We start from the raw sequence: 24,559 nt of genomic DNA, 5'->3' as shown, positions 1-24,559 counted from the left end.
GTCCGTGCCGGGCCCGGAGAGAAACCCGGGGCTACCGCCGGTGCCAGGCCCGGTCCGGAACCGGGCTACTGGCCCGGCACCCAGCTCGCTGGCCGCTTCTCCCGGAACGCCGACACGCCCTCCAGCCCCTCCGCGGAGAGAAAGTAGCCGGTGGAGAGGGCGGCCAGGTCGGCGAGCTCGCCCCGCAGATCGGTCGCGGTGGGGCGGCGGAGCAGCTGTTTCGCCCCGGCCAGTGCGCCAGGTGCGCCCCGGACCAGCGAATCGCAGTAACGGGCGACGACGGCATCCAACTCCGCCAGCGGCACCGCCGTGGTGACCAGACCGACTTCGGCGGCCCGCTGCCCGTCGAAGGTGTCCCCGGTCAGGTAGAGCTCGGCCGCGGCGCGGGGCCGCAGTCGGGGCAGCACCGTCGCCGAGATCACCGCCGGGATCACCCCGATTCGGACCTCGGTGAAGGCGAACGTCGCCTCCTGGGCGCAGATCGCCAGATCGGCCGCGGCAATCAAGCCCAGCCCGCCGGCCCGTGCCGGCCCGGCCACCCGCGCCACCACTGGCTTTGGGCATTCCGATACGGCCGCGAGCACGTCACCGAGCATCCCGGCCGGCACCGTGCCGCTGGCGTACGCGGCGGCGGTCTCCTTCAGGTCGGCGCCGGAGCAGAAGACCGGCCCGGCGTGGTCCAGCACGACCGCGCGTACGGCGTCGTCGGCGACCGCCGCGGCGAGTCCGTCGAGTAGCTGGGTCATCAGCGGGGTGGAGAGCGCGTTGCGGTTGTGCGGGCTGTTCAGGGTGAGGGTGGTCACCCCACCGGCCGTGGCGGCCCGCACCAGAGCGTCGGGAGAGGTCATGCGGGCACACTAGTGGCCATGCCCGGTGTCCTACCAGAAGGCGAGCGCATCCCGATGGATGGATCGCTGCCCAAAACCGCCCTGACCTCGGTGGGAACGCGGGGGTTCGGCGTGTACGTACACGTCCCCTTCTGTGCCAGCCGGTGCGGGTACTGCGACTTCAATACCTACACGGCCGCCGAGTTGGGGGGTGGCGCCAGCCGGGAGGAGTACGCCGACGCCGTACTCGCCGAACTCGCGTTGGCCGCCCGGGTGCTGCGCGGGAACCCTCCGCCCCGGGTCGACACGGTCTTCGTCGGCGGTGGCACCCCCACCCTGCTGCCCGCGGCGGACCTCGCCCGGATCCTCGACGGCATCGATCGCACCTGGGGATTGGCCGCCGACGCGGAGATCACCACGGAGGCCAACCCGGAGTCGGTCACCCCGCGGTCTCTCGCCGCGCTGCGGGCCGCCGGCTACACGAGGATCTCGCTGGGGATGCAGTCCGCGTCGCCCGGAGTGCTCGCGATCCTGGACCGGCGGCACAGCGCCGGCCGGGCCGTCGCCGCCGCCCGGGAGGCCCGGGAGGCCGGGTTCGACCACGTCAACCTGGACCTGATCTACGGGACGCCGGGGGAGAGCGCGGCCGACTTCGCCGCCTCGCTCGACGAGGTGGTCGCCGCGGGGGTGGACCATGTCAGCGCGTACTCCCTGATCGTGGAGGAGGGGACCCGGCTCGCGGCCCAGGTGCGGCGGGGCGAGTTGGCGCAGCCCTCCGACGACGTCGCCGCGGACCGTTACCTGGCCGCGGAGGCGGCCCTCGACGCCGCCGGGTTCTCCTGGTACGAGGTTTCCAACTGGGCGCGGACCCCAGCCGCCCGGTGCCGGCACAACCTCTTGTACTGGACCGGCGGCGACTGGTGGGGCCTCGGCCCGGGCGCACACAGCCACGTCGGCGGGGTGCGTTGGTGGAACGTCAAACACCCCACGGCGTACGCGCAGCGGCTCGCGGCGGGCGCGTCGCCGGGCTTGGCCCGGGAGGTGCTGACCGCCGACGAGGCGCACCTGGAGGACGTCATGCTGCGGCTCCGGCTCGCCGCGGGCCTGCCGCTGGACGTGTTGGACCCCGTCGGTCGCGCCGGCGCCGATCGGGCCCGGGCAGCGGGTCTGCTGGCCGCGGCGGCGTACGGCGAGGGTCGGGCGGTGTTGACCCTGCGCGGTCGGCTGCTCGCGGACGCGGTGGTGCGGGACCTGCTCGGCTGATTGGCGACTCGACGGTTCTCGATCTCTATTGATCATCGCGTTGGCGGGCGTGCCGACGTAGACTGGCACTCGCTAGAGTCGAGTGCCAGTAAGCGCCTCGACGGCGGACGCGCGGTGGGAGGAGGGGGGAAGGATGGGTCTCGACGACCGCAAACTCGCGGTGTTGCGCGCGATCGTCGAAGACTACGTCGCCACGCAGGAGCCCGTCGGCAGCAAGATGCTGGTCGAGCGCCACCAACTCGGGGTCTCCCCAGCGACCGTCCGCAACGACATGGCGGTCCTGGAGGAGGAGGGCTACATCCGGCAGCCGCACACCAGCGCCGGCCGGGTGCCCACCGACCGTGGCTACCGGCTCTTCGTGGACCGGTTGTCCCGGGTGAAGCCGCTCACCCCGGCCGAGCGTCGGGCGATCGAGCGTTTCCTGGTCGGCGCGGTTGACCTCGACGACGTGGTGCACCGCACGGTCCGGCTGCTGGCCCAGCTGACCCGGCAGGTCGCCGTCGTGCAGTACCCGTCGCTGGCCCGATCCTCGGTGCGGCACCTGGAACTGGTGCCGGTCTCCACCACCCGGCTGATGCTTGTCATGATCGCCGATACCGGTCGGGTCGAGCAGCGGCTCGTCGAGCTTCCTGGGCCGATCCCCCCTGACGACGTGATCGATCTGCGTCAGCTAGTCAACGAGAAGCTGGTCGGTACCCGGCTCGCCGACACACCGCCGCTGGTGCAGGCGTTGGTTGACGAGGTGAGCGGGGAGCTGCGACCGGCGATGGTCACCCTCTCCACCGTCTTGCTGGAGACGCTGGTCGAACGGCACGAGGAGCGCATCGCCCTCGCCGGCACCGCCAATCTCACCCGCGGTGGTCTGCTCGACTTCCAGGGCTCGTTGCGCCCCATCCTGGAGGCGCTGGAGGAGGAGGTGGTCCTCCTCAAACTCATCGGGGAGGTCGAGCCGAGCGCGATGCGCGTCCGGATCGGCGACGAGAACGAGATCGACAATCTCCGGGCCACCTCGGTGGTGAGCACCGGCTACGGACCAGGGGTGACGATCCTGGGGGGCCTCGGAGTGGTCGGGCCGACCCGGATGGACTATCCCAGCACCATCGCCACGGTTCGGGCCGTGGCGCGCTACGTGGGCGACCTGCTAGCCCAAAACTAGGCATTACCGTCCGGCCGGACCGGGCCGGCGGTCGGCGCAAGCGAGACGAACATGAGGACACCGAACGCAGTGGCCAAGGACTACTACGGCATCCTCGGCGTGAGCCGGGAAGCCTCCGACGACGAGATCAAGCGCGCCTACCGCAAGCTCGCGCGCCAGTACCACCCGGACGTGAATCCGGACGCGGCGGCGCAAGAGAAGTTCAAGGACATCAACGCCGCGTACGAGGTCCTCTCCGACGACCGGAAGCGGCAGATCGTTGACCTTGGTGGCGACCCGCTCGCCCCCGGCGGCGGGGGTGGCGGCCCGGGTGGACCCGGCGAGGCCGGTCCGTTTGTCGGCTTCCAAGACATCATGGACGCCTTCTTCGGGGGGGCCGCCGGCGGCGGCGGACGGGGGCCGCGCCCCCGCACCCGACCGGGCTCCGACGCGATCCTGCGCCTCGAACTGGACCTGCCCGAGACCGCGTTCGGCGTGGAGGCGCCGATCACGGTCGACACCGCCGTCCTCTGCACCACCTGTTCCGGTGCGGGTACCGCCGCCGGCACCCATCCGGAGAACTGCGAGGCGTGTGGCGGGCGGGGCGAGGTGCAGTCGGTGCAGCGCACCTTCCTCGGGCAGGTGGTCTCGGCCCGGCCGTGTACCGCCTGCCAGGGCCATGGCACCACGATTCCGAACCCCTGCCCCACCTGCGCCGGGGACGGCCGGGTGCGGACCCGGCGTTCGCTGACCGTCAAGATTCCCGCCGGGGTCGAGGACGGGATGCGGATCCGACTGGCCCAGCAAGGCGAGGTAGGCCCCGGCGGTGGCACCGCCGGCGACCTCTATGTGGAGATCCACGAGCGCCCGCATGATGTCTTCTCCCGCAAGGGCGACGATCTGCACTGCCGGGTGGCGGTCCCGATGACGACGGCGGCGCTCGGCACCCGCCTGACCATCAAGACGCTGGACAGCGAGGAGCCGGTTGACGTCAAGGCCGGCACCCAGCCCGGCAGCATGCTGCGGCTTCGCGCCCGCGGCGTGCCGCACCTGCGGGGGACCGGCCGGGGTGATCTGTTCGTCCACTTGGACGTGCGGACGCCCACCAAGCTGGACGCCGACCAGGAACAGATGCTGCGCGAGTTCGCCCAGACCCGGGGCGAGGAGTTCGCCGAGCTGACCAAGCAGGGGGGCTTCTTCTCCCGGATGCGCGACGCTTTCAACGGCCACGCCTGACTCGGCCTGTCCCGGTGTCCCAGGCCAGCGGCCCAGGGCACCGGGATGGTCGCTAGCCTGGCACCGTGTCCGCGCCGCTGTTCCTGGTTGATTCGTTGCCCACCGCCGAGACGGCGACCCTGGACGGGCCGGAGGGGCATCACGCCGCGACGGTGCAGCGGTTGCGGGTCGGCGAGGAGTTGCTGCTCGCTGACGGCCGCGGCGGCACGGCCGTCGCCGTGGTCACGGCGGTGGGAAAGGGTGTCCTTGACTTTCGGATCACCTCCCGGGAACACCTGGCCGCCCCCGCCCACCGGCTCGTCGTCGTTCAGGGGCTGGCCAAGGGGGAGCGGGGTGAGCTGGCCGTGCAGGCGATGACCGAGGTCGGCGTGGACGCGATCGTGCCCTGGGCGGCCGCGCGTTCGGTCACCCAGTGGCGCGGTGACCGGGGGGCACGTGCCCGGGGCAAGTGGGTCGCCACCGCGCGGGAGGCCGCGAAGCAGGCCCGCCGGGCCTGGCTGCCGGTGGTGACCGGCGCCCCGGCCGAGTCCACCTCCGAGGCAGCCCGTCGGATCGCCGGCGCTGCCGCGGCGTTCGTGCTACACGAGCAGGCGGAGGAACGTCTGGTCACCGCGGAGCTGCCCGACCGCGGCGAGATCGTGCTGGTGGTCGGTCCCGAGGGCGGCGTAGCCCCGGCCGAGCTGGCCGCCTTCGTCGAGGCCGGGGCCCGAACGGTGCGGCTGGGCCCGTCGGTGCTGCGTACCTCCACCGCCGGGGTGGCGGCGCTTTCGGTGCTCGCCACCCGCCTTGGCCGCTGGTAGCGCCGGTTCTCCCGCTCTGGGGGGCGGTGCCCGGAGCGTTTCCTTACACTGCCTCGGTGAATACAACTGACTGCCTGTTCTGCCGGATCGTCGCCGGTGAGATTCCCGCCACGGTTGTCCGGGAGACCCCGACAACCCTCGCGTTCCGTGACATCGGTCCGAAGGCTCCGGTGCACGTGCTGGTGATCCCGAAGGAGCACTACGCCGACGTGGCCACCCTGGCGGAGGGGGACCCGGGGCTCGCTGGCGAGGTGCTCGCCACCGCCGCCGCGGTCGCCGAGGAGGAGGGCCTGCTCGGTGACGGCTTCCGGCTGCTCTTCAACACCGGGGCGTACGGCGGTCAAGAGGTCTTTCATGTCCACGCACACCTGCTCGGTGGTGCGCCGCTCGGGCCGATGCTGACCGGTAACGTCAGCTGACGGCGGCGGGCGTCGGCCGGTCGGTGCCGGGCAGGGGAATTGGGCGAGGTGCCCCGGCGGTTGAACCGATACGATGGGGGCAACGACCAGCACGCCGCGGCGACCAGCCCGGCGCCGAGAGCGAGAGCAGGTGGCGCAGGGCCGCTCGGCCCAACCTATGACCAGCACCCCACCTCCCGGCCCGCCCCGGGCGCAGACCAGGATCACCGTCCCGGAGCCGAGGATCATGGTCAATCTCCTCGGTGCGGGGGACGAGATCCTGCGACTGGTCGAGCGCTCCGTGAGCAGCGACGTGCATGTTCGGGGTAACGAGATCACGATCACCGGCGCACCCGCGGACAACGCTCTCGCCGAGCGGCTCTTCGGCGAATTGATCGAACTCATCGAGAAAGGTGAGACGCTGACCACCGATGCTGTCCGGCGTACCGTTGGCATGCTCGAGCAGGGCAGCGCCGAACGGCCCGCCGAGGTCCTGACGCTCAACATCCTCTCCCGACGCGGTCGTACCATTCGCCCCAAGACGCTCGGGCAGAAGCGTTACGTCGACGCCATCGACGCGCACACCATCGTCTTCGGTATCGGTCCCGCCGGCACCGGCAAGACCTACCTGGCGATGGCGAAGGCGGTCCAGGCGCTGCAGGCCAAGCAGGTCAATCGGATCATCCTCACCCGGCCGGCGGTCGAGGCGGGCGAGCGGCTGGGCTTCCTGCCCGGCACGCTGAACGAGAAGATCGACCCGTACCTGCGACCGCTGTACGACGCGTTGCACGACATGCTCGACCCGGAGTCGATCCCGAAGCTGATGGCGGCGGGCACGATCGAGGTGGCGCCGCTGGCGTACATGCGGGGTCGTACCCTCAACGACGCGTTCATCATTCTGGACGAGGCGCAGAACACCACGCCGGAGCAGATGAAGATGTTCCTCACCCGGCTCGGCTTCGGTTCCAGGATCGTGGTCACCGGCGACGTAACCCAGGTGGACCTTCCTGGCGGGACGACCAGCGGCCTGCGGGTCGTCCGGGAGATCCTCAACGATCTGGCGGACGTGCACTTCGCCCAGCTCTCCAGCTCGGACGTGGTCCGACACCGGCTGGTTGGGGAGATCGTCGACGCGTACGCCCGCTGGGACGTGGAGCGGGAAAACCAGCAGGCGAAGAGCGTGCAGGCGGTGCCCGGCCGGCCCGCCCAGGGCGGCCGTGCCGGCCGGCGCCGCTAACGAAGCAAAGGAAGACAGTGTCCATCGAGATTGCCAATGAGTCCGGGGTTGACGTCGACACCGACGCGATACTCGCCGTCGCCCGGCACGCCCTCGACGAAATGGGGGTCAACCAGCTCGCCGAGCTCTCCGTGTTGCTTGTCGACATCGACTACATGGCCGAGTTGAACCACCGCTGGATGGGCGGGGACGGCCCCACCGATGTCCTTGCCTTTCCGATGGACGAGGGCAGTGTTGACCACGGGCCGGGGGAGAACGCCACCGTCGGCGCCGAGCCGGCGTTGCTCGGTGACATCGTGCTCTGCCCCGAGGTGGCCGCGAAGCAGGCGGTGACCGCGGGCCACTCCACCGCCGACGAGCTGCATCTACTCACTGTGCACGGGGTGCTGCACCTGCTCGGCTACGACCACGCCGAGCCGGAGGAGGAGCGGGAGATGTTCGGCCTCCAAGCCCGGCTGCTGGTGAGTTGGCGGTCGACCCGGTCACGATGATGGCCTCTCTTGCCGCAGCAACGGCCGGCGCGTCCGGCCTCCCCGACGTGCAACTGGTTCTCCTCGCGGCTGGCCTGGTGGTCCTCGCCGGCCTGATCGCGATGACCGAGGCGGCGCTGGCCGCGGTCTCGCCGGCCCGCGCGGCCGAGTTGGTCCGCGACGGAGCCCGGGGCGCCCGAGCGTTGCGATCCGTCGCCGGGGACGTGGTCCGGCACCTCAACCTGCTGCTGCTGTTGCGGCTGCTCGCCGAACTGAGCGCGACCACCCTGGTGGCCCTGGTCGCGGTCGACTCGCTCGGCGCCGGCTGGCTGGCCGCGGTGGTGACGGCCGGGGCGATGACCGTGGTCAGCTTCGTGGTGGTCGGCGTCGGGCCGCGCACCATCGGCCGGCAGCACGCCTACGCGGTGGGTCGCGGGGTGGCGCCGCTGGTGCGTTGGCTGGGTCGGGCACTCAACCCCCTCGCCTCGCTGTTGATCCTGATCGGTAATGCGGTCACCCCGGGGCGTGGTTTCCGGGAGGGTCCCTTCGCCACCCAGGTGGAGCTGCGTGAACTGGTCGACCTGGCCGAGCAGCGCGGTGTGGTGGAGCATGGCGAGCGACAGATGATCCACTCGGTCTTCGCACTCGGTGACACCATCGTCCGTGAGGTGATGGTGCCGCGTACCGAGATGGTCTGGATCGAGCGGCACAAGATGCTCTCCCAGGCCCTGGCGCTCTTTCTGCGGTCCGGCTTCTCCCGGATCCCGGTCATCGGCGAGAGCGTTGACGATGTGCTCGGCGTGCTCTACCTAAAAGACCTGATTCGGCGTACGCAGGGCGGCGCCCCGGAGGACCGGCGCCTCCCGGTGGCCGAGTTGATGCGCCCAGCCACCTTCGTGCCGGAGTCCAAGCCGGTTGACGATCTCCTTTCGGAGATGCAGGCCGCCCGGAACCACCTCGTGATCGTTGTGGACGAGTACGGCGGGACCGGCGGACTGGTCACTATCGAGGACATCCTGGAGGAGATCGTCGGCGAGATTACCGATGAGTACGATGTTGAGCGTCCGCCGATCGAGCACCTCGACGACGATGCGGTGCGGGTAACCGCGCGGCTGCCCGTGGAGGACCTCGGCGAGTTGTTCGACACCGAGCTGCCCAACGATGAGGTGGAGACGGTGGGCGGCCTGCTCGCGCAGTCCCTGGGCCGGGTCCCGATCCCCGGTGCCCAGGTTGAGGTGGCCGGTCTGCGTCTGCTCGCCGAGGGCACCACCGGGCGGCGCAACCGGATCGACACGGTCCTGGTGCGTCGGGTGGAGCCGGCCGACCAACAGCACGATCCGAAGCGTGGCGAATCCGCCGATGCCCCGGACGACACCGACCAAGCCGAGGAGAGGCAACCCGCCGATGCCTGAGTCACCCGCCGTACCGACCACCGGGTTCACCCCGGTGGAGCTGACCGCCGAGGACGCCAAACTGGTCGTCCTAGCCCGGGGGGCGCGCGGCCGGACCGGTGCCGTCGAAGGTGCCGCGGTCCGGGACCAGGACGGCCGGACGTACGCCGCGGCGAGCGTCTCGCTGCCGTCGCTGGTGTTGACCGCGCTGCAGCTCGCGGTGGCCTCCGCGGCGGCGGCGGGCTGCACCCGGCTGGAGGCCGCGGCGGTGGTGACCGAGGCGTCAACGCTGGACGGGGCCGGCCATGCGGCGGTCCGTGACCTCGCCGCCGACGCGCCGATCCACGTGGCGGCCCCGGACGGCACGCTCCTCGGGACGGTGGCCGAGTGACTTCCGCGCACCTTCGGCAGCCGTACCGGGCGGGCTTTGGTTGCTTCGTGGGACGGCCGAACGCCGGCAAGTCAACGCTGACCAACGCGATCGTCGGGCAGAAGATCGCCATCACGTCCAGTAAGCCGCAGACAACCCGGCACGTCATCCGGGCGGTGCTGCACCGGCCCGACTCGCAGCTCGTGCTGGTAGACACGCCGGGCCTGCACCGGCCCCGGACGCTGCTCGGCGAGCGCCTCAACGATTTGGTGCGGCAGACGTGGAGCGAGGTTGATGTGATCGGCCTCTGCATCCCGGCGGACGAGCCGATCGGCCGGGGCGACCGCTTCATCACCGGTGAGTTGGCCGAGCTGAAGGCGACCGTGCTCGCCGTGGTCACGAAGACCGATCTGGTCGACCGAGAGCAGCTGGCCAAGCAGCTGGTCGCGGTGAGTGAACTGGCCGACTTCGCGGAGGTCGTTCCGGTCAGCGCGGTCTCCGGGCACCAGGTCGACACGCTGGTGGACGTGATGACCCGCTACCTGCCGGAGTCGCCGCAGCTCTACCCGGACGACATGCTCACCGAGGAACCGGAGCAGGTGCTGGTCGCCGAGCTGATCCGGGAGGCGGCGTTGGAGGGGGTGCGCGACGAGCTGCCGCACTCCATCGCGGTGGTGGTGGAGGAGATGATCCCGGCGGAACGGGTCATCAAGATCTACGCCGACGTGTACGTCGAGCGGCCGAGCCAGAAGGCGATCGTGATCGGGCACCGGGCCAGCCGGCTCCGGGATGTCGGCATCCGGGCGCGGCGGCAGATCGAGGAGCTGCTCGGCACCCGGGTCTACCTTGACCTGCACGTCCGGGTGGCGAAGGACTGGCAGCGGGACCCGAAACAGCTCCGTAAGCTCGGTTTCTAGCGCAACGCCCGGCTTAGCGCCGACCGTTCCAGATGACTTGTCGGCTTCGACAGGTTGATGAGGAAATTCACTTTTCCTCCGGGCAGGCTCGCACTTTTCCAGTTGCCGGCGGAAGGTAGGGGACTGTGTTGCCCGCCCCTCACTGGAAATAGTTGCGAGCTGATGCGAAATCGTTACCTAGACCTGTTGCGCGCCCTCGCCGTCGTTCGGGTCGTGGTCTACCACGTAACTGGGTGGGCCACCATGACGCTGGTCTTCCCCGCGATGTCGGTGATGTTCGCGCTGGCCGGGTCGTTGATGGCGGCGTCCCTGCATCGGTTCGGGACAGCGGCGGTCGGTCGTCGGTTGCGGCGGCTGCTGCCGTCGTTCTGGGCGTTGGGCGCGGTCTTGGTGCCCGCGATGCTGATCAGCGGGCTGCCGTTCACCTCCGAGCTCCTGTTCTGGCTCTTCCCGGTGGCCGACCCACCGCGGTACGGCTGGGGAGTGCCGGTGCTGGGCCCGATCTGGTACCTGCGCAACTACCTCTGGTTTGTGCTCGTCTCGCCGCTGGCGCTGTGGTTGTTCCGCCGCTTTCCGCTGCCCACCCTGCTCGTCCCGTACGCGCTGACCGCGGCGATCGAACTGGGGCTGTACCCGGATCCGCCGATGGTGGTGCAGCAGTTCGGCCTGTACTTCGGGGCGTGGATGTTGGGCTTCGCGCACCAGGCGGGGATGCTGCGGCGGCTCGCCAACCGCTACCTGTGGCCGACCGCGATCGCCCTGGTCGCCGTCGGCGGCTGGTGGAACCTGACCCAGCCCGGGACCAAGGGGCTCGACCTCAACGGCAATCCGCTCGCCAACGCCCTCTGGTCGGCCGGTGTCATCTTGGTCGTGCTCGGGCGGGAACCGTCGAGAACGGCGTGGATCGACCGCAACGCGTTTGTCAGTCGGTTAATCACTCTGATCAACCGGCGTGCCCTCACCGTGTACCTGTGGCACATGGCCTTCGTGGTCGCGCTCACCCCGCTGGTGGACGTGTTTGGTTGGTCGCACCAGAACCTGCTCGGCCTGGCCATTCGGGTCGCGCTGGTCTTCGCCCTGCTCGGGGTCGTCATCTTGCTCGTCGGGTGGGTTGAGGACGTCGCGGCCCGACGTCGGCCGGAGTTGATCCCCGGTTTCGGACGGCGAGCGGCAGCCACATCTGAGGGAGCGGCAGCCGCGTCTCCGGGAGCGGCAGCCACGGCTGAGGAGGCGGCAGCCACACCCGAGGCGGCGCAGGCCGCGGTCGAGTCGGCGGACCAGGCCGGGACGACGGGGCGGAAACAGCCGGTGGTGCCGGCGCCCCGGTCGGCGGAGAACGAGCGACTGCGGAGCGAGAGCGTGGACAGCAACGCGCGATGACCAGCCAGGGGCGCCGCGGCCACCCCGAGCCGACCCGGAGCTGGCAACCTGAGGGAGAATGACCTGATGGCCGGGTACCGCCGACAGCTCTACCGCGACGATGCGGTGGTGCTGCGCGTGCAGAAGCTCGGCGAGTCGGATCGCATCATCACCCTGCTCAGCCGTCGGCACGGGCGGCTGCGCGCGGTGGCCCGCGGGGTGCGCCGGACCACCAGCAAGTTCGGGGCGCGGCTGGAGCCCTTCGGCCACGTCGACCTGCAACTCGCCGGCGACCCGAAGGGCCAGCAGGGCAGCCCGCTGCACACGGTCAGCCAGGTCGAGGGCATTGACCTGTACGGCAAGCGCCTTCTTGGCGACTACCCCCGCTACACGGCGGCGAGTGCGGTCTGCGAGACCGCGGAGCGGCTCACCCCGGTCGAGCGGGAGCCGTCGCTGCGGTTGTTCCAGCTCACCCTGGGGGCGCTGCGCGCGCTGGCCGGCGGGGAGCACGCCCCGACCCTGGTGCTGGACGCGTACCTGCTGCGTGGCATGGCCCTGGCCGGGTGGGCCCCGGCGCTGGCCGGCTGCGCGGTCTGCGGCACGCCGGGGCGGCACCGGGCCTTCTCCGTCCCGGCCGGTGGTGCCGTCTGCCTCGACTGTCGGCCGCCCGGCGCGGCCCACCCCGCACCGGCCACCATTGACCTGATGACCGCGCTCACCAGCGGCGACTGGCGGATCGCCGACGCCGCCGGGAGCGGTGTCCGCCGGGAGTGCAGCGGGCTGGTCGCGGCGCACCTGCAGTGGCATCTGGAGCGCGCGCTACGCTCGCTGCCGCTGGTGGACCGGGGCGTTCCGGCCGCCGGTGCGGTCGGGACGCCGGCCGGCGGAGTCGGGTCGGCCACGGCCGGCGTGGACAGGGAGTAGAACGAGTGATCCGATCGAGCAGGCGATCCGGCCGGGCGCCAGTGCCGCCCACCCCCCACCCGTCCGGCGCCCGGCCGCCGGCGCTGCCCGCCGAGGCGTTGCCGCGGCACGTCGCAGTGGTGATGGACGGTAACGGCCGGTGGGCCAAGGAGCGCGGGCTTCCGCGGACAAAGGGGCATGAGGCGGGAGAGTTCTCCCTCTTCGACGCCATCGAGGGTGCGATCGAGCTGGGCATCCCGTACCTGTCGGCGTACGCGTTCTCGACGGAGAACTGGCGGCGCTCACCGGACGAGGTGCGCTTCCTGATGGGCTTCAACCGGGACGTGATCCGCCGCCGCCGCGACCAACTTGTCGACCTGGGCGTACGGGTCGTCTGGTCGGGCCGGTCTCCGCGGCTGTGGAAGAGCGTCATCTCGGAGTTGCAAACGGCTGAGGAGATGTCGCGCGGCAACTCGACGCTCACCCTGCAGTTCTGCGTCAACTATGGCGGGCAGGCCGAGATCGCCGACGCGGCCGCCGCGATCGCCCGGGAGGTGGCTGCCGGCCGGCTCGACCCGGCCAAGGTCACCGAGAAGACCCTGGCCCGCCACCTCTACCACCCGGAGGTCCCCGACGTGGATCTCTTCCTGCGCCCCTCCGGAGAGCAACGCACCTCGAACTTCATGCTCTGGCAGAGCGCGTACGCCGAGTTGGTCTTCCTGGACACGCTCTGGCCGGACTTCGACCGCCGGCACCTCTGGTACGCCTGTGAGCTCTACGCCCAGCGGGACCGCCGGTTCGGCGGAGCGCTACCGAACCCGGTAGCGCCCACCACCTGACCCCCCGGGCGCCCGGGTCAGGCCTCGACCTCACTGCGGTCGCCGGCCCAGAGCGTGTGGAAGTAGCCGTCGCGGTCAGCCCGGCGATAGGTGTGGGCGCCGAAATTGTCCCGAAGCCCCTGGATCAGGGCCGCCGGCAGCCGGTCCGCGCGCAGCGCGTCGAAGTAGGACAGGGACGAGGCGAACGCGGGGGTGGGCACGCCGGCGTGGGCGGCCTCGGCGACCACCCGCCGCCACCCCGACAACCCGGCGCGTACGGCGTCGGCGAACCACGGTGCCACCAGCAGGGTGGGTAGGTCGGGCTGGTCGTCGTAGGCCTGCCGGATCCGGTCGAGGAAGCGGGCCCGGATGATGCACCCGCCCCGCCAGATCGTGGCGGTGCCGCCCAGGTCGATGTCCCAGTCGTACTCCTGGCTGCCGGCCCGAATCTGGTCGAAGCCCTGCGCATACGCGATGATCTTGGTGGCCAGCAGCGCACGCCGGACATCCTCGATAAAGGCGTCCCGATCCTGGACCTGCCAGGTCGGGCCCGGGTCGCCGAAGGCGTGGCGGACGGCCGCGCGCTGGTCGGCGTGCCCGGAGAGGGAACGCGCGAACGTCGCCTCGGCGATGCCGGTGATCGGGATGCCGAGGTCCAGGGCGTTCTGTACGGTCCAGCGCCCGGTGCCCTTCTGCTCCGCCTGGTCGAGCACGATGTCCACGAAGGCCTGCCCGGTGCTGGCGTCGGTGTGCCCGAGCACGTCAGCGGTGAGCTCGATGAGATACGACTCCAGCTCGCTGGAGTTCCACTGTCGGAAGATCTCCGCCAGCTCGGCCGGTGTCGCGTCCAGACCAACCCGCAGCAGGTCGTACGCCTCGGCGATGAGCTGCATGTCGGCGTACTCGATGCCGTTGTGGACCATCTTGACGAAGTGACCGGCGCCGTCCGGTCCAATGTGCCGGCAACAGGGCTCGCCGTCCACCTGCGCCGCGATCCGCTCGAAGATCGGCCCCAGTTTCTGGTACGACTCGGCGGAGCCGCCCGGCATGATGCTCGGCCCCCACAACGCGCCCTCCTCGCCACCGGAGACACCGGTGCCGACGAAGTGCAGCCCCTGCTTGCGCAGCGCCTCCTCGCGCCGCCGGGTGTCGGCGAAGTGGGCATTGCCGCAGTCGACGATGATGTCGCCGGCATCGAGCAGCGGCACCAACTCGTCAATGACGGCGTCGGTCGGGGCACCCGCCTTGACCATCGTGATGACCGCCCGGGGGCGCTCCAACGCGGCGACGAAGTCGGCCAGCGAGTCGGTGGGGACGAACCGCCCCTCCTCGCCGTGCTCGGCGACCAGCCGGCGGGTTCGTTCCGGAGAGCGGTTGTGTACCGCCACGACGAAGCCATTGCGGGCCAGGTTCCGGGCCAGGTTGCGGCCCATCACCGCCAGCCCGGTAACGCCGATCTGTGCCTGCCCGCTCATCTCTGCCACCTCCGCCTGGATCTTCGCCTGTGACCGTATCGCGCTTTACGTTCCCTTGGTCCACGGCCACCCCACCCGGCGCTGCTCTGGGCGCGGCGGTCAGCCGATCAGGGGGCGGAACGTGCCGACGGCGACGCTGACCGTGAGCGCGGCGCCGGCCAGGAGGACCGCACCGGCGATCAGGAGACCGTCGGCGCGGCCGAAGTGTTGGCGGCGGGCCATCGATCGGGGGGTCGTGGCGTCGAAGCCCCGCGCGTCCATCGCCACCGCGAGTCGGGTCCCGCGGCGGATCGCGCCGACCAGCAGCGTGAACGCGGTCGACCCGAAGAGCCGCAACCGGGCCAGCGGATTACGGCCGGCATCAACGCCCCGGGCCCGCCGCGCCATGCTGATCATCTGCCACTCCTGGGCCAGCAACGGCACCAACCGGAACGCCGCCAGCGCCCCGTAGGCGAAGCGGGCGGACAGCCGGGCGTTCTGCACCAGCGCATCGGCCAGGTCGGTCGGGTCGGTGGTCGCCACCACGATCAATCCCGGCAGGGCCACCGCGAACATGCGCAACACCAGACCGAGCGCGGTGATCAGCACGCCGGAGGTGACCAGGAACGGGCCGGCCTCGACCAGGATCCGCCCGGAGCGTTCGGCGGCGAAGAGCACCAGCGTGACGAGGACGCCGGCCGCGCCGACCAGCAGCGGCATGGCCCGGCGGGCGAGCACCCGGAGCCGTACGCCGAATAGCGGCAGCAGGGCCAGCTCGAAGGCGATGGCGATGGCCGGCGCCACCGGGTCGAGGGTGGCGATCAGGATGACCGAGCAGAGCAGCGCCGCCGCTAGCTTCGCCACCGGGTTGCGCCGGGCCAGCGGGGCGTCTGGTCGGGTCACCGGTTCGAGGTTGATCACGGCGTGCTCCGCGGGTGGTCGAGCCGTACCTGGCGGTCGGCGAGCGCGGCGATGAACTCCGGGTCGTGGGTCACCGTGACCAGCCCGTGCCCGTTGTCGCGCAGCTCGGCGAAGAGCTCCACCAGCTCCCGCCAGGTTCGCCGGTCCTGGCCGAAGGTGGGCTCGTCGCAGACGAGCAGGCGGGGCGCGGTGGCCAGGGCCGTCGCGACGCTCAGCCGCCGCGCCTCGCCACCGGAGAGGGTGTACGGGTTGGCCTCGGCGAGCGCCGTCAGGCGGAGCCGGTCGAGCAACGCGTCCACGGTGGCGCGGACCTGCGCCTCGGTCCGGCCGGTGCGGCGTGGACCCAGCGCCAACTCGTCGGCGACGGCGGCGGTGACGAACTGGTGTTCCGGGTCCTGGAAGACCGAACCGATCCGGTGCACCAGCGCCGGCGCCCGCCACCGGTGCGGCGGGGTGCGGGCGTCCCCGCCGGCCAGCTCCGCCGTCGCGGTGACCCGGCCCGCCGCCGGTGCGAGCAGCCCACCCAGCAGGAGAGCCAGGGTGGACTTCCCGGCCCCGTTGGGTCCGTGGACGGCGAGCGCCTCGCCGGCCCGTACGGTGAGGGAGACGCTGGCTAGCCGGGGTGGCAGGGCGAGCTCGTCGGCGGTGAGTAACGCCTCACCGGCGGTGGTGGTGGCCGGCCGTGACGGTACCGGCTGGCCCGGCACCCAGACCCCCTCGGCGGCGAGCGCCTCGCCGTGCGCGGCGAAGACCGCCTGCGGGGTGCCGTCGGCGTGGACGCCGCCGCCCGGCGCCAGCACGACCACCCGGTCGACCAGCGGCAGCGCCTCGGCGAGCCGGTGCTCGACGAGGAGCAGGGTGGTGTCGGCATCGAGCGCCGCGGCGACCGCGTCCCGGATCAGCGCCGCGCCGGCCGGGTCCAGGTTGGCGGTCGGCTCGTCGAGCAGCAGCAGGCGCGGGCGGAGCGCGAGCACCCCGGCGAGGGCGAGGCGCTGCTGTTCGCCGCCGGAGAGGGCGGCGGTCGGCCGGTCCCGGCCGTAGCGGAAACCGACCCGGCGCAGGGCCTCGTCCACCCGGGGCCAGATTTGCTCCGCGGGAAGCCCGCGGTTCTCGGGGCCGAAGGCGACGTCGTCGCCGCAGCGCGCCATCACCAGCTGGGTCTCCGGGTCCTGGAAGAGCAGGCCAACCTCTTCGCGGGCCGTGCGTGGGTCCCGGCCGTCGACCTCGACCGTGCCTTCCTGCTCGCCGGAGTCCTCGGGGAGCAGCCCGGCCAGCGCGGCGAGCAGAGTGCTCTTACCCGCACCGGAGGCCCCCAACAGCAGGACCCGTTCGCCGTGCTCGATCCGCAGGTCGAGCCCGCGTACGGCCCACCGTTTCCGCCCCGCGTGCCGCCACCCGAAGCCCCGCAGCCGGACCGCGCTCCCCGGCCCCGACCTTTGGATCGACACGGTGCTCAGATGGTGGTGCGTTCGCGGCCGGCGGGGAACAGGTCCAGCACGCCCGTCCGGGCCAGGGCCCGGGTCAGGTTCTCGGCGCCGAACCCGGCGATGGCGGTGGCGCTGACGATCGTCAGCAGCGCGTACGGGATCCGGTAACTGCCCAGCGCGTACTCGCTGTTCCAGACGAAGAAGTCGAAGAGAGCCGCGCCGAGGCCGGTCAGCGCACCCGCGAGCAGTGCCGTGGGTAGCCGGAAGGAGCGGTAACGGAAGGCGGCGAAGGCCAGCTCGGCGCCGATCCCCTGGGCCAGACCCTGGAGGATGGTGATGCTGCCCCACTCGGAGCCGAGCAGGGTGGACACGATCGCGGCCACCATTTCGCAGAAGAGCGCCGCGCCGGGGCGGCGGATCACCAGGCCGCCGAGCACCGCCGGGATCAGCCAGACGCCGTACATGATGGCCTGGGCCGGCGGGAAGAAGGCGAACACCGGGGTGGCGACGTTCCAGAGCAGACCCCAGGCCCAGAAGATGACGCCGAAGGTGACGGCGATGACAGCGGCGACGACCACATCGACGGTGCGCCAGCGGTTGGTGGTTGTTGTGACTTTGCTCATCGGTCTTTCCCTGTCTGCTCTGGGAGACCAGGGGAGGGCACGTCCATTCCGGCCCGGCCGGACGATGGCGCGACTGGAGGCCGACCGAAACTCCCTGCGCTGGCATTACCCAGATCAGGTTCGAGGGTCTGTGGGGCGTTGCCCACACTCTCAGCGCTATGCGCTCCCCTGTCGGAGGTGAAAATGTGTAACTGACGCTAGCACCTCCGAAGATCTTTCAACAAAGTGACATCCGTGCAGGTTGACCGGGGTTCCTTCGGTCAAATCCGAGTAGGCTGCCGATTATGGGTGTCGATGTCAGCGGTTTTATCTTCGATGTCCGCGTCGGTGGCCCGGCGGCCGGTCCGCCGGTGCTTCTGCTGCACGGCTTCCCCCAGCACAGTGGGGAGTGGGCCGACGTGGTGCCGCTCCTGCACGCCGCCGGGCTGCGCACGTACGCACTCGATCAGCGCGGCTACTCGCCCGGTGCCCGTCCGGCGGCGGTTTCCGCGTACCGCCTCGGTGAGCTGGTCGGCGACGCGGTGGCGGTGCTGGATCACCTCGGCGTCGCCGCCGCGCACGTGGTCGGGCATGACTGGGGCGCGGTGGTCAGCTGGGCCCTCGCCGCCGGGCATCCGGCCCGGGTGCGTTCGCTGACCGCGGTCTCCGTGCCGCACCCGGGGGCCATGGCCCACGCTCTGCGCACTGATCGGTCCCAGCGGGCCCGCTCGGCGTACATACGGCTGTTCCGGCGGGAAAGGACGGCGGAGGCGGTGTTGTTGGCCCGGCGGGCGACCGGGCTACGCCGGATGCTGGCCGGCGCCGGCGACGCCACCCGGGTGGCCGCGTACGTCGAACCGATGCGCGCTCCGGGCGCGTTGAGTGCCGCCCTGAACTGGTACCGGGCGATGTCCCGGAGGGACCTGGCGGCCGTCGGGCCGGTGTCGGTGCCGACGACGTACGTCTGGAGTGACCGGGACATTGCGGTCGGCCGCACCGCCGCCGCGGCCTGCGCCGCCCACGTGACCGGGGATTACCGCTTCGTCGAGTTGGCCGGGGTGAGCCACTGGATTCCGGACCGGGCACCAGCGCCGCTCGCTGACGCGATCGTGGCCCGGGTCCGGGACCCGGGGTGAGCCTCAGGTGGGGGCGGTGTGCTCACCGGCGTGGCTGACCGCATCCGCCACGATGTGCGCGACGTGTTCGTCAACCAGCGTGTAGGCGATTTCCCGTCCGCGCCGGGAACCCCGCACCACCCCGGCGCCGCGGAGCACCCGCAGGTGCTGGGAGACGAGCGGCTGCGCGGCACCGAGCTGGTCAACCAATTCGTGTACGCACCGTTCGCCGTCGGCGAGTTGGCTGACGATGGCCAGCCGGATCGGGGCGGAGAGGGCGCGCAGCAGCTCGCTCGCCCCCTCGTAGGCGCCGTAGCCGGACTCGCTGCTCACAGGGGTAACGGTAACCAACCCCAGGGGCGCGCCGTTGGTCAGGACCGGCTCAGCACCACCTCGTGCGGCTCTACCGTCGACGGCACCGCCGCGGCGACCCGCCGTCGGCGTAGCGTCCGCCAGGCCACGCCGCCGAGCGCCAGCACCGCGAACGAGGCGATCGCCATCAGCACCACCGACGCGCCGGGGGCGGTGTCGGCGTTGGCCGCCACGTACACCCCCGATCCGGCGGCGAAGAGCCCGAGCGTCATGGCGGCCGTCATCGTGCTGCGGAACCCGCGGGTGACCTGCTGGGCAGCGGCGACCGGCACCACCATCAGGGCGCTGATCAGCAGGACGCCGACCGCGCGCATCGCGATGGTGACGGTGACCGCCGTGGCGACCGCGAGGAGCAGGTTGAGGGCGCGGACGGGCAGCCCGGAGACCCGGGCGTACTCCTCGTCGTGGCAGATCGCGAAGAGTGCCGGGCGCAACGCCAGCATGGTGACCAGGATCGCCGCGCCGAGCACCACGATCGTGGTCAGGTCGGTGGGGCTGATCGTGGAGAGGGAGCCGAAGAGGTACGAGTTGAGGCTCGTGCTGGTGCTGTCGGAAAGCCCGACGAGCATCACGCCGCCGGCGATGCCCCCGTAGAAGAGCAGGGCGAGCGCCAGGTCACCGGAGGTGCGACCGCGGGCCCGGACCAACTCGACGGTGATCGCGCCGAGGCTGGCCACGATCACCGCCACCAGGACCGGGGAGCGGTTGAGCAGCAGGCCGGCGCCGACGCCGGTGAGCGCCATGTGCCCGACGCCGTCACCGATCAGGGCCAGCCGTCGCTGTACCAGGTAGATGCCGAGCGCCGGGGCGGCCAGGCCGATGACCAACGCGCCGACCAGCGCACGTTGCATGTACGGGTACTGGAAGAGTTCCATCTCACGCGCTCCAGAGACCGGCGGGTTCGTTGGGTCCGTGCGGGTGCACGTGGTCGTGGTCCGGGTCGGCGTGGTGGCCGGCCGGCTCGGGCACTGGGCCGTCGTGCGCGATCCCCCCGGCGTGCACGACGACGGCTCGGGAGATCAACGGCCGCAGCGGCCCCAGCTCGTGTGCGACCAGCAGGACCGTGCCGCCGTCGGCGACGAAATCCTGGAGCGCTCCGGCGAACGCCTCCTGACTCGCCGCGTCCACGCCGGCGGTCGGTTCGTCGAGGATCAGCAGCTCCGGCTCGCCGGCCAGGGCCCGGGCGATGAGGACGCGCTGCTGCTGGCCCCCGGAGAGGGTCGAGACCGGGTCCCCGGTCCGGTCGGCGAGATCGACCGCCGCCAGAGCGGTCTCCACCGCCCTCCGGTCCGCGCGGCCGGGGGGCCGCAGGATGCCGCGGCGGGCCAGCCGCCCTGCCGCGACCACCTCGCGGACGGTGGCGGGTACGCCTCCGCCCGCGCCGAGGCGTTGCGGGACGTACCCGATGCGGTGCCACTGACGGAATCGCCGCACCGGCTGGTCGAAGAGCGCGACCGAGCCGGAGCTGAGCGGGACGAGCCCGAGTACGGCTCGGGTCAGGGTGGACTTGCCGGAGCCGTTGGCGCCGAGCACGGCCACCACCTCACCGGCGGTCACGGTCAGCGAGACGTCTCGCAGCACCGCCCGGCCCTCGTAGCCGATCGCCGCCCGGGTGACGGTGATGACGGGTGCGCTCATGCACAGTCCAGCGCGGTTCGCAATGCCGCGAGGTTGGCCCGCATCACCGAGAAGTAGTCCCCGTTGTTGTCGGCGGTGAGCCCCTCGAGCGGGTCGAGCACGGCGGTCTCGGCCCCGACCTGGGCCGCGATGGTCTCGGCGACCTTCGGGCTGACCAGCGTCTCGAAGAAGATCGTGGTGGCCTGGTGCTCCTTCGCCTCCTCGATCACCTCGGCCAGCCGCTGCGGCGACGGCTCGTGCTCCGGGCTCAGCCCGGTGATGCCGATCTGCTCGAGCTGGTAACGCGTGGTCAGGTAGCCGAAGGCGGTGTGGCTGACCACGATCTCCCGCCGCTGGCAGGTCTCCAAGCCGGCGGTGAACTCCGCGTCGAGCTGCTCCAGCTGGTTGCGGAGGTCGGACGCGCGGGCGGTGTAGTCGTCGGCGTGCTCGGGGTCGGCCTGGGCGAGCCGGTCGGCGAGCTGGTCACCGACGGTGGCGAGCCGGGTGGGGTCCAGCCACAGGTGCGGGTCCTTACCGCCGGCATCCGCCGCGTGGTCCGGGTCCGCCGGCGTCTCGGCACCGCCCTCGTCCTCGTGCCCGGCTTCGCCTTCGCCTTCGTGCCCGTGTTCGTCCTCGTGCCCGGCTTCGCCTTCGCCTTCGTGCCCGTGTTCGTCCTCGTGCCCGGCTTCGCCTTCGCCTTCGTTTCCGTGGTCGTGATCGTGGCCGTCGGCGGTGGCGTCCAGCAGCGGCTCGACGGTGGCGACGTCGAACGCCCGGTCGGCGGCGTTCTGCTGCACGGCGTCGTCAACCTGCGGCTGGAAGCCCTTGAGGTAGACGATCAGCTCGGCCCCGGCCACGTCCCCGACCTGGCTCGGGCTGAGCTCGACGTCGTGGGGCTCGGCGCCCGGCTTGACCAGGTTACTGACGGTTACTGCGTCGCCGCCGATCTGCTGGGTCAGGAACTGGAGTGGGTAGAACGCGGTGACCACTTCAACCCGCTCCGGGTCGGCGTCGGTCGGCTGGTCGGAGCAGGCGGCGGCGCCAAGAGCGAGCAGGACGGCGGAGGTGGCGGCCAGGGCGCGTGGAACATGGCGGCTGTTCATGCAGGCAACTGTCCGCAACAACGATAATGATTGTCAAAAACGCATGAGTGCATGTCAGAGGAGCTTGACCAGCCCGGCTGTGATCAGCAGCGTCAGCACCAGGAGCCGGACCACCCGCAGCCGCGTCGGCTGGCTCGCCCCCGTGGTGACCACCAGCGCGGCCACGACCGCCGCGAGGGTGAGGGTGAGTAGCCCGCCGATCACCCCCGGAGTGAAGAGTGCGACCAGCATCACCACCAGGGTGACCAGGAAGACTGCCGTCGGGTTTGCCCGGGCCAACCGGCTCGCTAACCGGTGCTGCGTACGCTGCATCCCACAGACTCTACGAGGAGGTAGCCGGTGTTGGTCACCAACCGGTTCGTGGTCGAGCCCGATGTCGTCGCCGACTTCACCGCGCGGGCGCACGCCGCGCTCGCGGCGCTCGCGGCCCGCCCCGGATATCTGCGTGGGCAACTCGTCCGCGCGCTGGACGACCCGCGCCACTGGTGCCTGCTCACCGAGTGGGAGTCGGTCGGCACCTACCGGCGAGCGCTCGGCGGTTTCGATGTCAAGATCACCGCGGTTCCGTTGCTCGCCGAGTCGGTCGACGAACCGTCGGCCTACGAGGCGCTCGCCACCGCCGAGCCCGGCGCCGACGTGGTCGTGACGGCGAGCGATCGGGCAGCCGATCCGTACCGGTGAGCGATACGCACTACATTGAGCCCATGACCGCTCCCGGACCGGCCGCTCCCGCACCGCACCCGTCGGTGCCCGGCCCGCAAGACGGCGCCACACCCCCCGCCGTGCCCGGCCCGCCCCCGGGACCGCCCCCCGGGCCGGGAGTGCCGGATCCGCCCGCCGGCCCCGGCGTCGCGCCGCCGTTCGCGGCGCCGCCGGTCGAGGGCCGCCAAACCCGACTCTGGCTGGGACTCGGTGCCGGGGCGCTCGCCCTGGCGCTCTGCTGCGGCGGCGGGGGCGCGGCGATGATCGGGCTCCTGGTGACCGGGGTGCAGGCGATCGACGAGCAGGGGCGAGCGGCCTCCACCGACTACTACCAGGCGCTGGTGGAACAGGAGTACGGCGCCGCCTACGACCAACTCTGTCCACAGGTACGACAGCAGATGTCGCGGCGGGAGTTCGAACGGCGGGCCGCCAGCGCGCCGCAGGTGACCTCGTTCCAGGTCGGCGAGGTCGACCAGAACAACCTGACCGTGTCGGTGGACGTCACCCTCAGGGGCGGCGGCCGGGAAAGCCAACAGGTGGACCTCGAGCAGAACCAGCAAACCGGTCAGCTGGAGGTGTGCGGGGTCAGCTGAACCGCTCCCGGTATTCTCCTGGGCTCAGGACGTCGCCGGTCGTACCGTTGTCCCGAGCCTCGCTCCATCCCGTACTGTCCCCGCCGACCGCCAGCCGGCGTAGGAGGAAAAATGCCTGCAGACCGTATCGACGCCGTTGTCAGCCTCGCCAAGCGTCGGGGTTTCGTCTTCCCGTCCAGCGAGATCTATGGGGGTACCCGTTCGGCGTGGGACTACGGCCCGCTCGGGGTGGAACTGAAGGAGAACGTCCGTCGGCAGTGGTGGCGGAGCATGGTCCAGCAGCGCGACGACGTGGTGGGCCTCGACTCCGCGGTGATCCTCGCCCGTGACGTCTGGGCCGCCTCCGGCCACCTAGACGCGTTCGTGGACCCGCTGACCGAGTGCCAGTCCTGCCACAAGCGGTTCCGGGCCGACCACCTGGAGGAGGCGTACGAGGCCAAGCACGGTCGTCCGCCGGCCTCGTTGACCGAGCTGAACTGCCCGAACTGCGGAAACAAGGGCACCTTCACCGAGCCGCGGATGTTCAACGGTCTGATGAAGACCCACCTGGGCCCGGTGGAGAGCGACGAGGGCCTGCACTACCTGCGACCGGAAACCGCGCAGGGCATCTTCGTCAACTACAAGAATGTCGAGACGGTGGCGCGGAAGAAGCCGCCGTTCGGCATCGCCCAGACCGGCAAGTCCTTCCGTAACGAGATCACCCCGGGGAACTTCATCTTCCGGACCCGCGAGTTCGAGCAGATGGAGATGGAGTTCTTCGTCGAGCCAGGCACCGACGAGGGCTGGCACGAGTACTGGCTCGCCGAGCGCTGGAACTGGTACCTCGACCTCGGCCTCAGCGAGGGCAACCTGCGTCGCTACGAGCACCCGCAGGAGAAGCTCTCCCACTACTCGAAGCGTACCGTCGACATCGAGTACCGGTTCCAGTTCGGTGGCACCGAGTTCGCGGAGTTGGAGGGCATCGCCAACCGCACCGACTTCGACCTCGCCACGCACAGCAAGCACTCCGGGGTCGACCTGTCCTACTTCGACCAGGCCAAGGGCGAGCGCTGGATCCCGTACGTGATCGAGCCGGCGGCCGGCCTCACCCGTGCGGTGCTGGCGTTCCTGCTCGAGGCGTACGACGAGGACGAGGCGCCGAACACCAAGGGCGGCGTGGACAAGCGTACGGTGATGCGCTTCGACCCGCGGCTCGCCCCGGTGAAGGTGGCGGTGCTGCCGCTGTCCCGTAACGAGGCGCTCTCGCCGAAGGCCCGGAAGCTCGCCGCTGACCTGCGTAAGCGCTGGGTGGTGGAGTTCGACGACTCGCAGGCCATCGGTCGCCGTTACCGCCGGCAGGACGAGATCGGCACCCCGTTCTGTGTGACGGTCGACTTCGACACCCTCGACGACGACGCGGTGACCGTGCGTAACCGGGACACGATGGCCCAGGAGCGGATCGCCCTGGACCAGGTCGAGCGGTACCTGATCGAGCGCCTCCCCGGCTGCTGAGCCGCGGGCGGCTCCTCCCTCCGCCGGCAGGCCGGCGG

Annotated in this window: 27 protein-coding genes and 1 riboswitch; of the genes, 17 read left to right on the top strand and 10 right to left on the bottom strand. The window is 71.2% G+C overall.

From position 1 onward, the window contains the following. Positions 1-65: 65 nt before the first annotated feature. Complete coding sequence (locus tag SALPAC2_RS0110455) at positions 66-848, bottom strand: enoyl-CoA hydratase-related protein (protein ID WP_018216608.1); 783 nt, start codon at positions 846-848, stop codon at positions 66-68. 18 nt (positions 849-866) lie between these two features. Between SALPAC2_RS0110455 and hemW the strand changes: the two genes are divergently transcribed. The 13 genes from hemW (at position 867) to SALPAC2_RS0110390 (ending at position 13,145) form a co-directional block, all read left to right on the top strand. Continuing rightward, a complete protein-coding gene (gene hemW, locus SALPAC2_RS0110450) occupies positions 867-2,090 on the top strand; it encodes a radical SAM family heme chaperone HemW (RefSeq protein ID WP_033662067.1) in 1,224 nt (407 codons plus the stop codon). Between the two features lie 133 nt (positions 2,091-2,223). Further along, a complete protein-coding gene (gene hrcA / locus SALPAC2_RS0110445; RefSeq protein WP_018216606.1) occupies positions 2,224-3,246 on the top strand; it encodes a heat-inducible transcriptional repressor HrcA in 1,023 nt (340 codons plus the stop codon). A 69-nt stretch (positions 3,247-3,315) separates the two neighbouring features. Further along, positions 3,316-4,461: a molecular chaperone DnaJ gene (gene dnaJ, locus SALPAC2_RS0110440; RefSeq protein ID WP_018216605.1), complete on the top strand. Its 1,146-nt coding sequence runs from the start codon at positions 3,316-3,318 to the stop codon at positions 4,459-4,461. 65 nt (positions 4,462-4,526) lie between these two features. Continuing rightward, positions 4,527-5,261: a 16S rRNA (uracil(1498)-N(3))-methyltransferase gene (locus tag SALPAC2_RS0110435; protein ID WP_018216604.1), complete on the top strand. Its 735-nt coding sequence runs from the start codon at positions 4,527-4,529 to the stop codon at positions 5,259-5,261. Between the two features lie 56 nt (positions 5,262-5,317). Next, positions 5,318-5,680 carry a histidine triad nucleotide-binding protein gene (locus tag SALPAC2_RS0110430; protein WP_018216603.1) on the top strand — a complete coding sequence of 121 codons (363 nt, stop codon included), beginning with the start codon at positions 5,318-5,320 and terminating at the stop codon, positions 5,678-5,680. 157 nt (positions 5,681-5,837) lie between these two features. Continuing rightward, positions 5,838-6,896, top strand: coding sequence for a PhoH family protein (locus tag SALPAC2_RS0110425; protein WP_018216602.1), 1,059 nt, complete (start codon positions 5,838-5,840; stop codon positions 6,894-6,896). 17 nt (positions 6,897-6,913) lie between these two features. Continuing rightward, positions 6,914-7,387, top strand: coding sequence for an rRNA maturation RNase YbeY (ybeY, locus tag SALPAC2_RS0110420; RefSeq protein WP_018216601.1), 474 nt, complete (start codon positions 6,914-6,916; stop codon positions 7,385-7,387). Continuing rightward, a complete protein-coding gene (locus SALPAC2_RS0110415; RefSeq protein WP_018216600.1) occupies positions 7,363-8,778 on the top strand; it encodes a hemolysin family protein in 1,416 nt (471 codons plus the stop codon). Before ybeY ends, SALPAC2_RS0110415 begins: the two co-directional genes overlap by 25 nt. Next, complete coding sequence (locus SALPAC2_RS0110410; RefSeq protein ID WP_018216599.1) at positions 8,771-9,148, top strand: hypothetical protein; 378 nt, start codon at positions 8,771-8,773, stop codon at positions 9,146-9,148. Before SALPAC2_RS0110415 ends, SALPAC2_RS0110410 begins: the two co-directional genes overlap by 8 nt. Further along, positions 9,145-10,044, top strand: a complete 900-nt coding sequence (gene era, locus SALPAC2_RS0110405; RefSeq protein ID WP_018216598.1) for a GTPase Era — start codon at positions 9,145-9,147, stop codon at positions 10,042-10,044. The genes SALPAC2_RS0110410 and era overlap by 4 nt, the downstream gene beginning before the upstream one ends. Before the next feature lie 162 nt (positions 10,045-10,206). Continuing rightward, a complete protein-coding gene (locus SALPAC2_RS0110400) occupies positions 10,207-11,424 on the top strand; it encodes an acyltransferase family protein (RefSeq protein ID WP_018216597.1) in 1,218 nt (405 codons plus the stop codon). 66 nt (positions 11,425-11,490) lie between these two features. Beyond that, the gene (recO, locus tag SALPAC2_RS0110395; RefSeq protein ID WP_018216596.1) at positions 11,491-12,327 is read left to right on the top strand and encodes a DNA repair protein RecO; all 837 of its coding nucleotides are present in this window, start codon (positions 11,491-11,493) and stop codon (positions 12,325-12,327) included. A gap of 41 nt (positions 12,328-12,368) precedes the next feature. Further along, positions 12,369-13,145 carry an isoprenyl transferase gene (locus SALPAC2_RS0110390; RefSeq protein ID WP_018216595.1) on the top strand — a complete coding sequence of 259 codons (777 nt, stop codon included), beginning with the start codon at positions 12,369-12,371 and terminating at the stop codon, positions 13,143-13,145. A 17-nt stretch (positions 13,146-13,162) separates the two neighbouring features. Here SALPAC2_RS0110390 and gndA read toward each other — a convergent pair whose 3' ends face one another. From gndA to SALPAC2_RS0110370, 4 genes are all read right to left on the bottom strand, one after another. After that, positions 13,163-14,599, bottom strand: a complete 1,437-nt coding sequence (gndA, locus tag SALPAC2_RS0110385) for an NADP-dependent phosphogluconate dehydrogenase (protein ID WP_018216594.1) — start codon at positions 14,597-14,599, stop codon at positions 13,163-13,165. 99 nt (positions 14,600-14,698) lie between these two features. Next, positions 14,699-15,499, bottom strand: a complete 801-nt coding sequence (locus SALPAC2_RS0110380; RefSeq protein ID WP_018216593.1) for an energy-coupling factor transporter transmembrane component T family protein — start codon at positions 15,497-15,499, stop codon at positions 14,699-14,701. Then, positions 15,496-16,947: an ABC transporter ATP-binding protein gene (locus tag SALPAC2_RS0110375; protein ID WP_018216592.1), complete on the bottom strand. Its 1,452-nt coding sequence runs from the start codon at positions 16,945-16,947 to the stop codon at positions 15,496-15,498. Before SALPAC2_RS0110375 ends, SALPAC2_RS0110380 begins: the two co-directional genes overlap by 4 nt. A gap of 5 nt (positions 16,948-16,952) precedes the next feature. Beyond that, the gene (locus tag SALPAC2_RS0110370; RefSeq protein ID WP_018216591.1) at positions 16,953-17,549 is read right to left on the bottom strand and encodes an ECF transporter S component; all 597 of its coding nucleotides are present in this window, start codon (positions 17,547-17,549) and stop codon (positions 16,953-16,955) included. A gap of 74 nt (positions 17,550-17,623) precedes the next feature. After that, positions 17,624-17,729, bottom strand: a riboswitch (TPP riboswitch). 104 nt (positions 17,730-17,833) lie between these two features. On the opposite strand from SALPAC2_RS0110370, the gene SALPAC2_RS0110365 reads away from it, so the two are divergent. Continuing rightward, positions 17,834-18,664: an alpha/beta fold hydrolase gene (locus SALPAC2_RS0110365; protein WP_018216590.1), complete on the top strand. Its 831-nt coding sequence runs from the start codon at positions 17,834-17,836 to the stop codon at positions 18,662-18,664. 3 nt (positions 18,665-18,667) lie between these two features. On the opposite strand, the gene SALPAC2_RS0110360 is transcribed toward SALPAC2_RS0110365, so the two are convergent. Genes SALPAC2_RS0110360 through SALPAC2_RS0110340 form a run of 5 tightly spaced genes read right to left on the bottom strand, consistent with a single transcriptional unit; the run spans position 18,668 to position 22,047 of the window. Continuing rightward, positions 18,668-18,976 carry an ArsR/SmtB family transcription factor gene (locus tag SALPAC2_RS0110360; RefSeq protein ID WP_018216589.1) on the bottom strand — a complete coding sequence of 103 codons (309 nt, stop codon included), beginning with the start codon at positions 18,974-18,976 and terminating at the stop codon, positions 18,668-18,670. A gap of 38 nt (positions 18,977-19,014) precedes the next feature. Continuing rightward, the gene (locus tag SALPAC2_RS0110355; RefSeq protein WP_018216588.1) at positions 19,015-19,890 is read right to left on the bottom strand and encodes a metal ABC transporter permease; all 876 of its coding nucleotides are present in this window, start codon (positions 19,888-19,890) and stop codon (positions 19,015-19,017) included. Position 19,891: 1 nt separating this feature from the next. Further along, positions 19,892-20,653: a metal ABC transporter ATP-binding protein gene (locus SALPAC2_RS0110350; RefSeq protein WP_018216587.1), complete on the bottom strand. Its 762-nt coding sequence runs from the start codon at positions 20,651-20,653 to the stop codon at positions 19,892-19,894. Continuing rightward, positions 20,650-21,735 carry a metal ABC transporter solute-binding protein, Zn/Mn family gene (locus SALPAC2_RS0110345; protein ID WP_018216586.1) on the bottom strand — a complete coding sequence of 362 codons (1,086 nt, stop codon included), beginning with the start codon at positions 21,733-21,735 and terminating at the stop codon, positions 20,650-20,652. The genes SALPAC2_RS0110350 and SALPAC2_RS0110345 overlap by 4 nt, the downstream gene beginning before the upstream one ends. Before the next feature lie 54 nt (positions 21,736-21,789). Then, the gene (locus SALPAC2_RS0110340; protein WP_018216585.1) at positions 21,790-22,047 is read right to left on the bottom strand and encodes a hypothetical protein; all 258 of its coding nucleotides are present in this window, start codon (positions 22,045-22,047) and stop codon (positions 21,790-21,792) included. A gap of 27 nt (positions 22,048-22,074) precedes the next feature. Between SALPAC2_RS0110340 and SALPAC2_RS0110335 the strand changes: the two genes are divergently transcribed. From SALPAC2_RS0110335 to SALPAC2_RS0110325, 3 genes are all read left to right on the top strand, one after another. Beyond that, positions 22,075-22,416 carry an antibiotic biosynthesis monooxygenase family protein gene (locus tag SALPAC2_RS0110335; protein WP_018216584.1) on the top strand — a complete coding sequence of 114 codons (342 nt, stop codon included), beginning with the start codon at positions 22,075-22,077 and terminating at the stop codon, positions 22,414-22,416. Positions 22,417-22,556: 140 nt separating this feature from the next. Next, the gene (locus SALPAC2_RS0110330) at positions 22,557-23,030 is read left to right on the top strand and encodes an Rv0361 family membrane protein (RefSeq protein WP_018216583.1); all 474 of its coding nucleotides are present in this window, start codon (positions 22,557-22,559) and stop codon (positions 23,028-23,030) included. Between the two features lie 111 nt (positions 23,031-23,141). Beyond that, positions 23,142-24,521 (top strand): glycine--tRNA ligase, encoded by a 1,380-nt coding sequence (locus SALPAC2_RS0110325; protein ID WP_018216582.1) that lies wholly within the window; start codon positions 23,142-23,144, stop codon positions 24,519-24,521. Positions 24,522-24,559 lie beyond the last annotated feature (38 nt).

Source organism: Salinispora vitiensis, assembly GCF_000378825.1.
In the GTDB taxonomy this organism is placed as follows: domain Bacteria; phylum Actinomycetota; class Actinomycetes; order Mycobacteriales; family Micromonosporaceae; genus Micromonospora; species Micromonospora vitiensis.
The sequence above is the reverse complement of the archived record's forward strand: the minus strand, read 5'-3'. Positions and strand labels throughout refer to the sequence as shown.